At 64.1% G+C, this 16078-nt stretch carries 15 protein-coding genes; 4 read left to right on the forward strand and 11 right to left on the reverse strand.

The genetic code is table 11. From position 1 onward, the window contains the following. Window positions 1–139: 139 nt before the first annotated feature. Window positions 140–970 carry an enoyl-CoA hydratase gene (locus IVA80_RS36850; protein ID WP_247440020.1) on the reverse strand — a complete coding sequence of 277 codons (831 nt, stop codon included), beginning with the start codon at window positions 968–970 and terminating at the stop codon, window positions 140–142. A 113-nt stretch (window positions 971–1083) separates the two neighbouring features. Next, a complete protein-coding gene (locus IVA80_RS36855) occupies window positions 1084–1785 on the reverse strand; it encodes an SDR family NAD(P)-dependent oxidoreductase (protein ID WP_247440021.1) in 702 nt (233 codons plus the stop codon). 242 nt (window positions 1786–2027) lie between these two features. Here IVA80_RS36855 and IVA80_RS36860 point away from each other — a divergent pair, with 242 nt between their 5' ends. Beyond that, entirely contained in the window at window positions 2028–3812 is a 1785-nt protein-coding gene (locus IVA80_RS36860) for an acyl-CoA dehydrogenase family protein (protein WP_247440022.1), read from the forward strand. A 350-nt stretch (window positions 3813–4162) separates the two neighbouring features. Beyond that, a complete protein-coding gene (locus IVA80_RS36865; protein ID WP_247440023.1) occupies window positions 4163–5251 on the forward strand; it encodes a Zn-dependent alcohol dehydrogenase in 1089 nt (362 codons plus the stop codon). 221 nt (window positions 5252–5472) lie between these two features. Here the strand turns inward: IVA80_RS36865 and IVA80_RS36870 are convergent, their stop codons facing one another. The 7 genes from IVA80_RS36870 to IVA80_RS36900 all read right to left on the reverse strand — a co-directional run bounded on the left by IVA80_RS36870 (window position 5473) and on the right by IVA80_RS36900 (window position 12876). Continuing rightward, window positions 5473–6945: an amidase gene (locus tag IVA80_RS36870; protein ID WP_247440024.1), complete on the reverse strand. Its 1473-nt coding sequence runs from the start codon at window positions 6943–6945 to the stop codon at window positions 5473–5475. A gap of 97 nt (window positions 6946–7042) precedes the next feature. Beyond that, window positions 7043–8014 (reverse strand): iron exporter MbfA, encoded by a 972-nt coding sequence (gene mbfA / locus IVA80_RS36875; RefSeq protein WP_247440025.1) that lies wholly within the window; start codon window positions 8012–8014, stop codon window positions 7043–7045. 67 nt (window positions 8015–8081) lie between these two features. After that, complete coding sequence (locus IVA80_RS36880; protein WP_276008101.1) at window positions 8082–9230, reverse strand: alpha/beta hydrolase; 1149 nt, start codon at window positions 9228–9230, stop codon at window positions 8082–8084. Between the two features lie 125 nt (window positions 9231–9355). After that, window positions 9356–10222 (reverse strand): MBL fold metallo-hydrolase, encoded by an 867-nt coding sequence (locus IVA80_RS36885; RefSeq protein ID WP_247440026.1) that lies wholly within the window; start codon window positions 10220–10222, stop codon window positions 9356–9358. Window positions 10223–10237: 15 nt separating this feature from the next. Next, window positions 10238–10849 carry a glutathione S-transferase family protein gene (locus tag IVA80_RS36890; protein ID WP_247440027.1) on the reverse strand — a complete coding sequence of 204 codons (612 nt, stop codon included), beginning with the start codon at window positions 10847–10849 and terminating at the stop codon, window positions 10238–10240. A gap of 170 nt (window positions 10850–11019) precedes the next feature. Beyond that, on the reverse strand, window positions 11020–11862 hold the full coding sequence (locus tag IVA80_RS36895; RefSeq protein WP_247440028.1) for a fumarylacetoacetate hydrolase family protein: 843 nt from the start codon (window positions 11860–11862) through the stop codon (window positions 11020–11022). Between the two features lie 162 nt (window positions 11863–12024). Next, window positions 12025–12876 carry an MBL fold metallo-hydrolase gene (locus tag IVA80_RS36900; RefSeq protein WP_247440029.1) on the reverse strand — a complete coding sequence of 284 codons (852 nt, stop codon included), beginning with the start codon at window positions 12874–12876 and terminating at the stop codon, window positions 12025–12027. Window positions 12877–13015: 139 nt separating this feature from the next. On the opposite strand from IVA80_RS36900, the gene IVA80_RS36905 reads away from it, so the two are divergent. Then, window positions 13016–13492 (forward strand): DUF3775 domain-containing protein, encoded by a 477-nt coding sequence (locus IVA80_RS36905; protein ID WP_247440030.1) that lies wholly within the window; start codon window positions 13016–13018, stop codon window positions 13490–13492. A gap of 162 nt (window positions 13493–13654) precedes the next feature. Here IVA80_RS36905 and IVA80_RS36910 read toward each other — a convergent pair whose 3' ends face one another. Then, entirely contained in the window at window positions 13655–14437 is a 783-nt protein-coding gene (locus tag IVA80_RS36910; RefSeq protein WP_247440031.1) for an SDR family oxidoreductase, read from the reverse strand. Between the two features lie 124 nt (window positions 14438–14561). Beyond that, complete coding sequence (locus tag IVA80_RS36915; RefSeq protein WP_247440032.1) at window positions 14562–15074, reverse strand: CvpA family protein; 513 nt, start codon at window positions 15072–15074, stop codon at window positions 14562–14564. Between the two features lie 141 nt (window positions 15075–15215). Between IVA80_RS36915 and IVA80_RS36920 the strand changes: the two genes are divergently transcribed. Next, window positions 15216–15977, forward strand: a complete 762-nt coding sequence (locus IVA80_RS36920) for an SDR family oxidoreductase (protein ID WP_247440033.1) — start codon at window positions 15216–15218, stop codon at window positions 15975–15977. Window positions 15978–16078 lie beyond the last annotated feature (101 nt).

Here is a 16078-nt window from a genome sequence, read left to right on the forward strand (position 1 = left end):
CGGCTACGGGCCGCCCCAGCGCCACTCCGAGCCTAAATCCGTCAAACATTCCGACACGACCGCGTAAGCCGGCGACAAAACAAATAATTGCCCAGTCTCTGCGCTCCATCCGGGCTACCAGCGCACGATGGCGGCCGCCCTACTTCCCCGTGAAAACCGCCTTCCGCTTCTCGATGAACGCTTGCACGGCTTCCTTGTGATCGGCGGTCGTGGTCAGGCGGATCAGCCGTTCGGCTTCGTGGTCGCGAGCGGTCTCGAAATCGAACAACAGGGCCTCGTCGAGATTGTCCTTCATGTAGCGCAGCGCCAGACGCGGGCCTTCGGCGAGCGACTTTGCCAGCGCAAAGGCCTCGGCTTGCAGTCTGTCGTCGGGCACGACGCGGTTGACGAGGCCGATGGCTTCGCAGCGCGCTGCGTCAACGCGATCGCCGGTGAACAGCAGCTCGCGCGCCCGCGCGGTGCCGACGAGCCGGGTCAACAGCCAGGCGATGCCGTAATCGCCGCTCAGCGCGATGCGGGCGTAGCCGGTGGCGACGAAGGCCGATTGCGCGGCGATGCGGATGTCGCAGGCCATGGCGATGGCAAGACCCGCGCCGACCGCGGGGCCGGGCAGCGCTGCGATGGTCGGCTTGCGCACCGACACCAGCGCGCCGGTGAGTAGCCGCTGTCGCTCCTGGAGATCGGCGACCTTGTCGTCAAAGGACATTTCGAGCTTGGCTTTGTCGCGATGCGCGCCCATGCCCTTGACGTTGCCGCCGGCACAGAAGGCTTCGCCCGCGCCGGTGATCAGCAGCGCGCCGACGCTCGGGTTCTCGCCGCAGGTCCGGATCATCGTGCGCAGCGCCGGCGTCAGCGTGTCCGATAGCGAGTTGCGCGCCTCCGGCCGGTTCAGCGTGATCACGGCGACGCGGTCGCGGATGACGCAGAGGAGTTCATTGGTGCCGGTGTCGATGGTGGTTTCGGTGGTCATTGTTTTACCCGCCCTTGTAGAGTGGGCAAAGCGAAGCGTGCCCACCATTTGTTTCCTCGCCGCTTGTGGTGGGCACGGCGCAATGCGCCTTTGCCCACCACAAGCAGCTCGCCTCAAAACTTCTCCACCCACGGCCGCAGCTCCAGCTCCCAGCTCCAGGCGCTGCGCGGCTGCTGCAACACGTTCCAATAGCTCTGCGCGATCGCATCGGGATCGAGCATCGAATCCGGCTTGTCCGCGACTTCCGTCCGCGCCGCGCTCTTGATGCCGCCGTCGATGACGAAATGCGCGACATGGATACCCTGCGGCGAGAGCTCGCGCGCCATGCTCTGTGCGAGCCCGCGCAGCGCGAACTTGCCCATCGCAAACGACGCTGATTGCGCATAGCCCTTGACGCTGGCGGAGGCGCCGGTGAACAGGATCGCGCCGTGCTTGTGCGCCAGCATGCGCTTTGCCGCCTGCTGCGCCACCAGGAAGCCGCCATAGGCGCTGACCGCGATGGCTTGCGCGACATCGGCCGGGACCAGATCGACGAACGGCCCGCGCGCCCGGCCGCTGGCGTTGTAGACGACGACATCTGGCGTGCCGATCTCGCGCTCGACCAGGCCGAACAGGCGCTCGACTTCATCAGGCTCGGTGGCGTTGCAGGCATAGGCCTTGGCGCCGGTCTCGCTGCAGAGCGCGCCGAGCTTCTCGATTTTTCGCGCGGCGAGTGCGACGCGGATGCCTTGCGCAGATAGCAGCCGCGCCAGCGAGGCGCTCAAGCCTTCGCCCGCGCCGACAATGAGCGCGATCTTGTACTTTGGGTGTTCCATGGTGTGGTCCCTCGACGATAAGGAGCGGCTGATCTATGCATCGCGTGCGAGAACGGCCAGCGACGGCACCGAGGCGCTTGATCACAATTCCGCAGAGCGAATTGCTCCGGCGCGGCGATCATGCCTCCCTGACAATTTGCGGCTTTATCCACTCTCTCGGCTGGAGCATGATCGACATCATCCAAGGCGGCAAGCGCTAAAGCAGCGCAACTGACCGCAGGGCGGAAACGAAGAGGACGATCATGCAAAAGCCGGCCACAGCGCAGCCGAAAAATGTCGCGGCCGAGCAGTCCGGCCTGCTGGCGCCCGATACATCAGGCATGAATTTCTACCGCGCCGATCAGGCGCTCACCGATCTGTTGCGGATCCATCTGCCGGAGATGCTGTTCCGCCACATCGAGCCGCATCTCGATCGCCTCGGTGAACTCGCCGGCGGCCGTCTCGACGACTGTGCGCGGCTGGCCGACCGTCACACGCCGGTGCTGCACCAGCGCGACAAATTCGGCCGCGACGTGCAATGGATCGAATATCACCCGGCCTATCGCGAACTGGAGAAGGCCGCGTTCGGCGAGTTCGGCATTCACGCGCTCTCGATCCGCAAGGGCATCATGGGCTGGCCGGACAGATATCCGGTCGTGGCCAAGCACGCCTTTACCTTTCTGTTCAACCAGACCGAATTCGGCATGGGCTGCCCGATCAACGTCACCGACGGCTGCGCAAAACTGCTGGCGAATTTCGGCAGCGAGGCGCTGAAGGCAAAGTATCTGGACGGCCTGACCTCGACCGACATGAGCAAGCTGACCCAGGGCGGCCAGTTCATGACCGAGAAGGAAGGTGGCTCCGACGTCGGCATGCTCACGACGACGGCGGTGCAGGAAGGCGACCATTGGCGCCTTTATGGCGAGAAATGGTTCTGCTCGAATGCGGACGCCAAGGTGGTGATGCTGCTCGCACGCCCCGAAGGGGCCGGCCCCGGCACGCGCGGCGTCGGCCTGTTTCTGATGCCGCGCTTCCTCGATGACGGTTCGCAGAACCACTACCGGATCGTGCGTCTCAAGGACAAGCTCGGCACGCGCTCGATGGCGTCAGGGGAAATCAAGCTGGAGGGCGCGATCGCCTACGCAGTCGGCAAGCTCGACCGCGGTTTTGTGCAGATGGCCGAGATGGTGAATTCGTCGCGGCTCTCCAACGGTGTGAAATCCACTGCGCTGATGCGCCGGGCCTATCACGACGCGATGACGGTGGCCAAGAACCGCGTGGTGTTCGGCAACCGCATCATCGACCTGCCGCTCGGCCGCAGGCAGATGCTGAAGATCATGCTGCCGGTCGAGCAGGCGCTGTCGATGAGTTTTCTCACCGCGGACGCGCTCGACCGCGCCGAGGCCGGCAGCCAGGATGCGGCGGCACTTCTTCGCATCCTCACCCCGACGCTGAAATTCCGCGCCACGCGCGACGCGCGAAAAGTCTGCGGCGATGCGCTCGAGATGCGCGGCGGCATCGGCTATATCGAGGAATTCGCCACCGCGCGGCTGCTGCGCGATGCGCATCTCGGATCGGTCTGGGAAGGTACCGGAAACATCGTCGCGATCGATGCGCTGAGGCGCGCGGTCGGCCGCCACGGCGCCGAATCCGCGCTCGCCGCCGATCTGCACGCCCGGCTTGATGACAGCGCCTCCGTGCCGCAGGCCTGGCGCGACAATCTGCGCGGCCTCACCGATCGCGCGGTCGGCTTTGCGCGTGAGGTCGCGAGCAAGGCCGACAACGAAGCTGATGCGCGCCGCGCCACCAGCCTGCTTTATCACGTGGCAAGCGCGGTGGCGCTCGCCTGGGAAGCGCACCGTATCCACGACATGCGCGGCGATGCGCGGCGGTTACTGCTGTCGCGGCTCGTGATCGACCATCGGGTGTTGCCGAGCGATCCGTTCCGGCTCACGAAAAATGCCGCGCAAGCGACGATCGCCGCGCTGCTGCTCGGCGAGCGCACGGCCGGCATGAGCGAGGTTGGCGAACTGGTTCTGGCAGCGTAGGCTCACTTCACCTCTCCCATAGGGCTAAGGCGTGCACACATCTTTCGGCCGTTGGTCAGCATCAATAGAAAGCGCAAGTCTTTTCAATGATAGCTGACCGACCGCTCTTTGGGCGGTTCCGAAACCTGGGGTCATCTAAGTCCCTGTATTAGATTCCGTTTTTGAGATGTGTGCATGCCTTAGCCCATAGGGAGAGGTCGGATCGCGTCAGCGATCCGGGTGAGGGGTTACGCTTGAGCGAGATACCTGAACCCCTCACCCGGAATCGCATCTTCGATGCGCTTCCGACCTCTCCCTTCGGGAGAGGTGTAGATACGCCGGACGAAACAACAACAAACGAGGAAACACCGATGAAGGCCGCCGTCCTCTATGAAGTCAACCAGCCGCTGGTCATCGAGGATGTCAGCCTGCCGAAGCCGGGCCCGCGCGAGGTTCTGATCCGCACGGCGGTCGCCGGCCTCTGCCATTCTGATCTGCACTTCATGGAAGGCCTCTATCCGCATCCGCTGCCCGCGGTGCTCGGCCATGAATCCGCCGGCGTGGTCGAGCAGGTTGGCTCCGACGTGACCTACGTGAAGCCCGGCGATCATGTCGTGACTTGCCTGTCGGTGTTTTGCGGCACCTGCGACAACTGCACCACGGGCCGCACCGTGCTCTGCACCGACACCACCGTAAAACTGCTGCCGGGTGCCTCCAACCGCATGCAGTGGTCGAAACCCGAGAAGCTGCACCAGTTTCTCAATCTCTCGTCCTTTGCCGAACAGATGCTGGTGCACGAGAATGCGATCGTCAAAATCAAGAAGGAGATGCCGCTCGATCTCGCCGCGCTGATCGGCTGCGGCGTCATCACCGGCTACGGCGCGGTGGTGAACACGGCGAAGGTGACGGCCGGCGAGACCGTGGCGGTGATCGGCTGCGGCGGCGTCGGCATGGCCGCGATCAATGGCGCGCAGATCGCCGGTGCCGGCCGCATCATCGCCATCGACACCAATCCGGCCAAGCTTCAGCTTGCGACCAAGCTCGGCGCCACCGACATCATCAATCCCGCCGATGGCGACGTGGTGAAGCAAGTGCGCGACCTCACCAATGGCGGCGTGCATCATTCCTTCGAGGTGCTCGGCCGCAAGGAGACCGCGGAGCAGGCTTTTGGCATGCTGGCCTCGGGCGGCACCGCCACCATCGTCGGCATGATCCCGTTCGGTCAGAAGATCGAGCTGCACGGCTTCGACTTCCTGCGCGAGCGCAGGATCCAGGGCTCCTCGATGGGCTCGAACCATTTTCGCGTGGATATGCCGCGGCTGGTTGATTTCTACCTGCGAGGCCGGTTGCATCTGGAGGACTGGATTTCGGCCAAGCTGAAGCTGTCCGAGATCAACGAGGGCTTTGCCAACATGAAAGCCGGCAAGACGCTGCGCAGCGTGATCATGTTTGATAGCTGATCGAGGGCATTCCTCGTAGCCCGGATGGAGCGCAGCGCAATCCGGGATCTTTCGCGGACAGGCTGTCCCGGATTTCGCTGCGCTCCATCCGGGCTACATGCGGCGCCCCCGGAATTGGTTTGCTCCGTCATTGCGAGGCGCCCTTGCGACGAAGCAAATCCAGATTTTTTCCGCGGCGGCGGTCTGGATTGCGTCGTTTCGCTCGCAATGACGAGAGAACACTAATCATCGAACAGCTTCGGCGGCACGAACCCGCCGAACTCGCGCTCGATCAGTTCGGCGAGTTTCAGGGGTGTCCTGTCCTCGAGGAAGGGCCCGATGATCTGCACGCCGACTGGCAAGCCGTCCTTCGACAGACCGAGCGGAATAGCCGTTGCAGGCAGGCCCGTCAGCGTGGCGATGCCGGGCCAGGCCAGCTGGTCCGGATAAACATGGTCCTTGCCGTCGATGTCGATCCGGCGCTTCTCCTGCTCCGGCGAATGATCATGGGGATAGGCCGGGGTGGGCATGATCGGGCAGATCACCGCATCGAACGTCCTGAACAATTGCCGCCATTGCGCGCGCAGGCCGGCGCGAGCGCCCTCGTCGAACACCCAGGCCTGATGTGTGCTGGTCATGCCGCGCAGCCGCTCGGCAGAAAGGCTCTTGTCCTCGGGTGAGAGCTGCGCCGCCCCGGCACGCGCGCCGGCGAGAATGTCCGGCGGAAAGAAGGCGCCCAGAAAGCTCATCAGCATGCGCATGTAGAGGCGAGAGGCATCCGTGAAGTCGGGAAACAGCGGACTTTCGCGCGCGATGCTCGCACCTGCGCGCGACAATCGGTCCGCCAGCTTCTCGATCGCGCCGCGAATGTCTGCATTCGCAGGCAGCAACGGGTGACTGTCGATCACCAGCACGCGGAAATCCCTCAGCTCCTGGTGTCGCGCATCCGGCAGCGCGAGCTTGTAACCGACGCCGAGGTCCAGCGGATCCGGGCCTGCCATCACGTCCAGCAGCAGGGTCAGATCGGCCGCACTCCGCGCCATCGGACCGATCACCGCCATATCGCGCTCCATCGGGATGGCTGGAAATGGTGGCGGCGTATGGCCACGCGTTGGACAGAGACCGTAGGTTGGCTTGTGAGCATAGACGCCGCAATGGAAGGCGGGCACGCGCAGCGAGCCGCCAATATCGGATCCGAGCGAGAGCGGTCCGTAGCCTGCCGCGAGGGCCGCAGACGAGCCGCCCGACGAGCCGCCGGGCGTGCGGCCGAGATCGAACGGATTGTTCGTCGTGCCGTAGATCTCGTTGTAGCTCTGCCAATCCCCGAGCCCAACGGGAACGTTGGTCTTGCCGAGGATGACGCCGCCGGCGTTCTTCACCCGGGTGATGGACAGCGCGTCCTCCGTCGGCTTGAAATCCTTCTGCGGCGTCCAGCCCCAGGTCGTCGGCAGGCCGGCGACGTTGTAGGATTCCTTGATCGTCACCGGCAGGCCGAGCAGCGGCTTCCTCTCTCCGCGTGCCAGCGCCGCATCCGCTTCGCGCGCCGCGCCGAGCGCGCGGTCAAAGTCCCTGACGCAGATCGCGTTGACCTTGCCGTCGTGACGCTCGATGCGATCGATCGCATCCTGCGCAAGCTCGACCGCGGAGACCTTCTTCGCGGCCAACGCCGCCGACAACTCGAGCGCGCTCTTGAAACTCCATTCCGATTTGGCCACGACATGCTCCTGCGTTTCGTTGAAGGGATGATGCGCAGTTTGGCCAAATGCTGCAACCGCCGTTTGATCGCGATTGCCATGCGAAGGGATGGATGGCCTACGCCGCTCCGATCAATATCCCCACCGCCAGCACGATCGCGCCGCCGAGCACGATCTGGAATACCGCCTGGAGGAACGGCGTGTCCATGTAGCGCGCGCGGATGAAGGCGATCGCCCACAATTCGAAGAACACGACGATGCCGGCGATTCCCGTTGCGATCCAGAACGCGTTGGCCCAGCTATCGGGCACGAGATAGGGCAAGGTGTGCCCGAGCCCGCCGAGCGTCGTCATCAAGCCGCAGGTGAGACCGCGCAGCCAGGGCGAACCGCGCCCCGTGAGCGAGCCGTCATCGGACAGCGCTTCCGCGAATCCCATGCTGATGCCCGCGCCGATCGAAGCGGCAAGGCCGACCAGGAACGCCTGCCAGTTCAGGTGCGTGGCGAAGGCGGCCGCAAACAGCGGCGCCAGCGTCGAGACCGATCCGTCCATCAGGCCGGCGAGGCCCGGCTGCACATATTGCAGTACGAACATGCGGCGGTTGGTGCGGTCTTCCTCCGCGCGCACGTCGGAACTCAGGATCTGGTCCGTCAGCTTCGCGGCGGTCTCTTCGTGGCCCTTCTCGGCTTCGGCGAGATCGCCGAGCAGGCGGCGCACGCCGACATCCTGCGCCTGCTCTGCCGCCTTCACGTAAAAGCGCTCGGCCTGCATTTCCATGGTCTCGACCTCCCTGCGGATGGTGTCGAGCGACAGGTTCTTGGTGAGCCAGACCGGGCGGCGGCGCAGGAAGCCCTTGACGTCCTCGCGACGGATCGGAGGCAAATGCGGACCGAAGCGCTGCTCGTACATCTTCAGCAGCATGTGACGGTGGCCGCGCTCCTCCTCGGCCATCTGCTCGAAGATCTTGGCCGAGTCCGGGTAGCGGTCCTTCAGATCCTCGGCGAAGCTCATGTAGATGCGGCTGTCCTCCTCCTCGGAAGAGATCGCGACCGCCAGCACCTCGCGCTCGGTCAGATCGGCAAAGTTCTTCACGGCGCGGCCCTGCCTCGACAGTTTAGAATTATTCTAAACTATAGGGCGCCGCGGTTCCCGGGTCAAATCAGGCCGCGCCGGCTTTCTCCAGAAAATCGAGCAGCAGCCGACTCATCTCGGCCGGCTGTTCCTGCTGCACCCAATGGCCGGCGCCATCGACGAGGTGACAGCCGAGCATCTTCGTGCAGGCGCGCCCCTGCATCGCCTCGAACACGCCGGGGCGCTGATAGGTGCCCCAATCCTGCTTGCCCGCGATGAAGCAGGAGGGAACGTCGATGCTGCGGCCGGCGAACAGTTGCAACTCGTTATTGAGGGCACCCGACGTGCCGTAGCGGTACCATTGCAGCCCGCCCTGAAATCCGGTGCGACCGTATTCGGCGCTGTAATACGCAAGCTCGCTGTCCGGCAGCCATCGATTGGCGGCGATCGCGGCGGGCGGGGGCATTTCCTTTGCGACCGTCTCGGCCATGGTCTCGCCAGCGTCCATCACATAATAGGTCGGCAGCTTGGCCAGCTCATGCGCCGACCAAGACTTCAGCGGAGTGGGCTTGTTGTCGGTCCAGTCCGCGCTCTTGTGATGGTAATAGGCGCGCAGGAAATCATGCACGCCTTGTGGCGCGTGCTGCATGTCGGCGTTGGCCTCACGTATCGAATAGTACCACTGATAATGCTTGCGCGGCCGCGGCAGCGCGGCGAACTCGCGATGAACGGGATCTTCCACCGGCGGCTTCGCTGGCGCATCGGCCGTGTTGAACGGCAACGGCGGCGGCCCGCCGAACGGCGTGCTCATCATCGTCACCGAGCAAAACACGTCGGGCCGGATCAGAGCGCACCAGGCCGCGACCGGGCTTCCGAAATCATGCCCGGCCAGATCGACCTGCCTGTAGCCGAACGCCGACACCAGTCCGAGCGCATCGCGCACCAGGTTGAGCAGAGAGAAGGGCGCGAGGTCGCCGTCGTAATCGGCGCTCCAGCCCGTCGTGCGGCCATAGCCGCGCTGGTCTGGTGCGATCACGTGATAGCCGGCCGCAGCCAGAGCCGGCATCACCTTGCGCCAGGAGAAGGCGAGCTCCGGAAAACCGTGCAGCAGCAGGATGCAGCGCCGCCCCTTGGTCTCGAAGCCGGCTTCGAGCACATGCATCCGCAAGCCGTTGATGCCCTCGACGTAACGCGAGCGGATTCCGGCGGGCAGGGGGATGTCGGGGAGATCGGCCATGGTGTTTCCTCGTCATGGCCGGGCTTGTCCCGGCCATCCATGTTCTTCGTTGCCGTCGGATTGTAAGAACGTGAATGCCCGGGACAAGCCCGGGCATGACGTGAAGAGACGGGAAATCCCGGCGCTCACACCGCCGCGCAGACAAACCCGCTGCCCTTGCGCCTGATCTTCCCCACCGACGGTGACGGAAAATGCGCGGTGCAGCACAGCGTGTCGGTGTCGCAATAGCGCTCCAGAAAGCTGCGGCGCGTGGTTGCCGCCTGCGCCTGATCGAGGTCGAACTTGACCGACAGCTCCGGATAGAGCGTCTGGAGCGGCGAATGCATCAAGTCGCCGGAGAACACGGCGTCGTCCTTGCCGCGGCCCATCGTGATGGCGATGTGGCCCGGCGTGTGGCCGGGCGTCGGCAGGATGCGGACGTGATCGCCGATCTGATGATCGTTGCCGACGATCTCGTGGCGTTTGGCCTCGACCACCGGCAGCACGCTATCTGCGAAAGGCGGCACCTCCGCCTTCGCGTTCTGCTCGGACCAGTGATCGAATTCCTGCTTGGCGAAGACGTAGCGCGCCTTGGGGAAAGTCGGCACCCAGCGGCCGTTCTCCAGCCGCGTGTTCCAGCCGACGTGATCGACGTGCAGATGCGTGCACATCACGAAGTCGATGTCGCCGACCGAGAACCCCGCGGCGGCGAGTCCGCGCATGTAGGCGTCATCGGTCTTCATGTTCCATTTCGGCCGCGGCCGCGGCTTGTCGTTGCCGATGCAGCTGTCGATCAGGATAGTGTGATGCGGCGTCTTCACCACATAGGACTGGAAGCACAGCAGCAACACATCCTGATCATCCAGCGCCCTGGCCTCGCGCATCCAAGCCCGGTTCTCGGTCAGCGCCTCGGCCGTCAATCCCGGCAGCATCTCCAGCGCCGGGACGAACGAGGTTTCCTGCTCGATGACGCGATGGATGCTGAGATCGCCGACCGAGTATTTCAGGCTCATGAGAACTCCCGCGATTTACGCTGCCGGCGGTACCGAGATTTTCACCGAGGGCCGCTCCAGCATCTTTTGGTGGAACGCATCGAGCTTCGGATAGGCCTTGCGCCAGCCGCAATCGGCGAAGCGGAAGTCGGCATAGCCGAGCACGCAAACCAGGCCGATCTGCGAGATGTCGAACGGGCCGGTGAGGACGTCAGGCATGTTCTCGAAACGCGCCATGCCGGTCCAGGCCCGGTTCCAATGGTCGTCCGACCATGCCTGCCATTGCAGACCCTGCGGCCGCACCATCTTCTCGTAGCGGCACAGCAGCATGGAATCGAGCATGCCGTTGATCAGGGAGTGGTTGGTCTTCGCCTTCCAGCGTCGCGGGCCGTAATCGGGGATCAGGCTGCCGCCGGCGATCTCATTGAGATATTCGACGATGACGTAGGAGTCGAGAATCACGTCGCCGTCATTGGTGATCAGCACCGGCAGCTTCTTCAGCGGCGTGATGCGCGAATAGTCCTCATTGGCCTGGCCGGGCGCGACCGTTGCGGGGACGAATTCGATCTTGTCGATCAGCTCGAGCTCGATCGCGGCGATACGCACCTTGCGGGCAAAGGGCGAGGCGGGGGAGAAGGTGAGCTTCATTTCGAGTATCCGTCAATGAACCGATTTGTCTCGTCATTGCGAGGAGCTGGCGACAAAATTGCGAAGCAATTTTGCGCCGAAGCGACGAAGCAACCCAGACTGTCGCCGCGGAGGGATTCTGGATTGCTTCGCTTCGCTCGCAATGACGGTGTGGCGGCGGTGGTGATCGCCTACGCCGCCACGATCTCCTGGCGCTGCTCGCCGAGGCCTTCGATGCCGAGCGTGACGACGTCGCCGACATTGAGGAAGGTCGGCGGCTTCATGCCGAGGCCGACGCCGGGCGGGGTGCCCGTGGTGATGATATCGCCCGGCAGCAGCGTCATGAACTGCGAGACATAGGAGATGCACTTGGCCATGGAGAAGATCATGGTCTGGGTCGAGCCGGTCTGGCGGCGCTGGCCGTTGACGTCGAGCCACATCGACAGGTTCTGCACGTCCTTGATCTCGTCCTTGGTGGCGAGCCACGGTCCGAGCGGACCGAAGGTGTCGTGCGACTTGCCTTTGGTCCACTGACCCAGGCGCTCGATCTGGAAGGCGCGCTCGGAGACGTCGTTGCAGACGCAATAGCCGGCGACGTAGTTCAGCGCGTCGGCTTCCGAGACATACTTGGCGCGGGTGCCGATGATGGCGGCGATCTCGACCTCCCAGTCGAGCTTGGTCGAGCCGCGCGGCTTCTCGACCGCGTCGTTCGGGCCGGAGAGCGAGGTGTTGGCCTTCATGAAAATGATCGGCTCGGACGGGATCGCCGCGCCCGTTTCCTTGGCGTGGTCGCTGTAGTTGAGACCGATAGCGACGAATTTCGAGATCCCGGTGACGGGCGCGCCGAAGCGCGGCTTGCCGGAGACGGCGGGCAGCGAGGCGGGATCGAGCGCCGCCAGCTTCTTGAGGGACTCAGGCGAATAGGCCTCGCCGGTCAGGTCCTTCAGATGCGCCGACAGGTCGCGCAATTGGCCGGATTTGTCGATCAGGCCGGGCTTTTCCGCACCCTTTTCGCCATAACGAACAAGCTTCATTCTCGTTTCTCCCTGGAGATGGACCGATCGGTTAAATAGCTTCATGGAACAGGCCAGCGGGAAATTCAACCGCTCAAAGAGCGCGCATTGCAGCCCTTCCTTTGTACAAGGGTGGGCAAAGGCGCGGAGCGCCGTGCCCACCAACGCTCGGCTGACGCCACCCTACGATTGCAGCGCCACAAACCTGAACCCGTCCCCGTCCCGCTTGATATGACCGGCGGAAAAATGCCCGCCGATCACCAGCGTCGGCGTATCGGCAAACCGGCCGAACAAGTCGCGCCGCGTCGCGGCCGATTGTGTCTGGTCGGAATCCGCGGTCGAGGACCAACCGAGATGCGCCATCTGGCAGGGGTGGTGGGCGACGTCGCCGGTGAGCAGTCCCTGCTCGCCGTCCGATTTGATCAACATGCTCATATGGCCGGGGCTGTGACCCGGGGTCGGGATCATGCTGATCTCCTCGCAGAGCCGATGATCGCTCGGGATCAAATCGGCCCGATCGGCATCGACGATCGGCTTCACGGAATCGCCAAACACCGCCTGCTTGTCCGGCTCGGTCGAATGTTCCAGCCAGTGCTCGTATTCGGTCCTGCCGAAGACATAGCGCGCCTTCGGAAATGTCGGCACCCATTTGCCGCCCACGAGCTTCGTATTCCAGCCGACATGGTCGACATGAAGATGCGTGCACAGCACGGTGTCGATGCTGTCAGGGGCAAAGCCTGTGGCCGTCATCGTCTCCAGGAATGGCGTGCTGCGGTTATTCCAGGTCGGGACGTTGCGGCCCTGCTTGTCATTGCCGAGGCCGGTGTCGACCACGATGCGGTGCGAGGGTGTTTCCACCACGAGCGAATGGATCGACATTTTCAGCCGGCCGTCTTCGGTGGCGAAATGCGGGATCAGCCAGGGCAGCTTCTGGATCTCGTCTTTGCCCGCCAAAGGCAGGATGAAGCGGGTCGAGCCGACCGTCTCCAATTCCACCACCCTGGTGATTTTGACCCTGCCGACCTTCCACTGCATCGGGTGTTCCCCATTTTCTTGCTTTGGCGGCGAAAGATGCGGGTTTGCGCCGGTAAGCGCAATGGATCATCTGGTGCGATGCCGCGTTATCGGGGGAACCCAAGACGATTGTAAAAAGACAGCCAAACAGAGTGGGCCCATGCCAGAGCTTGCCATTTCCGCCGAGAAGGTCGCCTTCATCATCGAGAAGGCCCGCGAATTCGACGTCAAGGAAGCAGCCTCCGATCCGGATTCCGGCTCGAACGCTGCCGACGACGATATGACCGGCGTCCTGGAAGACAACGGCTCCGATCCGGCCGGTCGCGAGCTGAGCGGCTTCATCGGCGCCTTGAACGAAGACGAGCAACTCGATCTCGTCGCGCTGACCTGGCTCGGGCGCGGCGAAGGCACCATCGACGATTGGGATGACCTGCGCACGCGGGCGGTGGAGGCGCGTGCCGCCTATCGCGCTCCCGGGCGCGAAACGGTCCGATATCTGCTCGGCGATCCGATGCTGGGCGATCTGCTTGCGGACGGACTCGATGCCTTCGGCATCGACTGGACCGAAGGAGGCCTCACTGCCGATTCATCTGCTCCGAGCCAGCGGGATGAAGACGAGATCACGAAGCAGCGGTGAGTGACCTTACCTCGCCCCGCTTGCGGGGAGAGGTCGGGTCGCATCGTCAGATGCGATCCGGGTGAGGGGGACTCTCCGCGAGTCCGTCTCTCACCTTGTCCGCGGATGCGGCCCCTCACCCCAGCCCTCTCCCCGTAAGAACGGGGAGAGGGAGAAGAAGTCTTACAGCGTCCCCGGGAAAGCGCCGCCGTCGAGCAGGATATTCTGGCCGGTGATGAAGCCGGCCTTGGCGCCGCAGAGGAAAGCGCAGGCGTAGCCGAACTCGTCGGGCTGGCCGAAGCGGCCGGCGGGGTTGAGCTTGGCGCGCTCGGCGAGGATCTGGTCCGGCGTGACGCCGCGCTTGTCGGCTTCGGCCTTGGCGGTGCCGGTCAGACGGTCGGTCTCGAACGGGCCCGGCAGCAGGCCGTTGATGGTGACGTTGTTGATCACGGTCTTGCGCGACAGGCCGGCGATGAAGCCGGTGAGGCCGGCGCGCGCGCCGTTGGAGAGGCCGAGGATGTCGATCGGCGCCTTCACCGCGGCCGAGGTGATGTTGACGATGCGGCCGAACTTGCGCGCCATCATGCCGTCGACGGTCGACTTGATCAGCTCGATCGGGGTGAGCATGTTGGCGTCGATCGCCTTGATCCAGTCGTCGCGGGTCCAGTTGCGGAAATCGCCGGGCGGCGGGCCGCCGGCATTGTTGATCAGGATGTCCGGCTCGGGGCAGGCCTTCAGCACCGCCTCGCGGCCCGCCGGCGTCGTGATGTCGCCGACGATCTCGATGACAGTCACATCAGGATAGGCTTTGCGAATGTCGTCGGCCGTCCTCTTAAGGGCCTCGGCGCCGCGCGCGGTCAGCGTGACGTGAACGCCGGCTTCGGCCAGCGAGATGGCGCAGGCGCGTCCGAGGCCTTTGCTGGATGCGCAGACGATGGCGCGGCGACCTTTGATCCCAAGATCCACTGTTTCACTCCCGTAATGTCAGGCAGGTTTTAGAGGCCGTCACTCTAGCCAACCCCGGCGCCGCTGATAAGGGACGGGCCCGCGCCAAAATGCATGGCGCACGGCGCGGCGATGCAAATGTGGACTAGATTCGCCGCTCCTGCTTGAGGCGGTCGATGGCAGAGGCGGCCTCCGGCGGCAGCGACTTGAAGCCCATCTGGCCGGCCGCGGAGAACAGCGGCCGCAGATGCGAGCCGGCCAGGAACGGCGGCTGGCGGTTGGCCGGCACGATCTGGTCGAATACCAGCACCAGCGTGGTGGCGACGAGGTAGACCCTGATCGCGCCGAGCGCGGCGCCGCCGAGCCGGTCGCCGATGCCGGCCTCGCGTATCGTGTCGCTCAGCGCGAGGCGGCCGATATATCCAAACAGCATGCCGACAACGATGAAGATGCCGAAGAACCAGATCCAGTTCTGAAGCAGCGGCGAATTCGGGTTGCCGGCGATCTGCGGGACGATCAGCGGCATCAGCGCGACGGCGATGGGGGCGGCGAGAAGATAGGCGAGGATCGTCATGGCGCTGCCGAGCAGGCCGGTCTTGAAACCGAAGCCGATCGCAATGGCGAACGCCGCATAGACCACAAGATCGAAACTGTTCATGAGCGTTGACCCCTGCCTCGATGGAACGGTTGCGTCGATGGAACGAATGAACGACGAACCGATCATTCCGGTTTCAGATCGCTAAAATCGTCTGTATTGATGGTCTCCAAAAGCTCAGGGGTTGCGCCCAAGGAAACCGTCATGTCAGACCTATTCGACGTCAGTAAAGAAACCATCCTCGTGACAGGCGCGAGTCAGGGGCTGGGGCGGCAATTTGCCCGGGTTCTGGCGGCAAATGGCGCGGCCGTCGCGCTCGCTGCGCGGCAGACCGACAAACTGAAAGGTCTGGAGGAGGAGATCCGCGGCAAAGGCGGCCGCGCTGCCGCGGTCGCGCTCGACGTCACCGACATCGCTTCGATCGCGGCGGCGGTGGATGCCACGGAAGCCGCGCTCGGTCCAATCACGGTGCTGATCAACAATGCCGGCATCGCCATCGAGAAGCTCGCGACCGAGCAGACCGAGTCCGATTGGGACGCCGTGATCGGCGCCAACCTGAAGGGCGCTTATTTTCTCGCGACCGAAGTCGCGCGCCGCATGATCGCACGCAAGCAGTCAGGCAACATCGTCAACATCGCCTCTGTGCTCGGCACCGGCGTGCTGAAAGCGGTGTCGCCCTACGCGATCTCCAAAGCCGGCATACTCCAGGCGACCAAGGCGATGGCGCTGGAGCTCGCCGGCCAGAACATCCGCATCAACGCGCTGGCGCCCGGCTATATCGACACCGAGATGAACCATGCCTTCTGGTCGACGCCGGCGGGGGAGCGATTGGCAAAACGCATCCCCCAGCGCCGCGTCGGTGCCGAGTCAGATCTCGACGGCGCGATTCTGCTGCTGGCGTCACAGGCGTCGCGCTATATGACGGGGAGCGTGGTGACGGTGGATGGCGGGTTCTTGCTGAATTGACTTTCTTCGCCTCTCCCCGCACGCGGGGAGAGGCCGGAATTTGCGTAGCAAATTCCGGGTGAGGGGGACGCTCCGCGAGTCCGTCTCACACCGTTTCCGCG

The organism is Bradyrhizobium sp. 139 (genome assembly GCF_023074175.1).
Classification (GTDB): domain Bacteria; phylum Pseudomonadota; class Alphaproteobacteria; order Rhizobiales; family Xanthobacteraceae; genus Bradyrhizobium.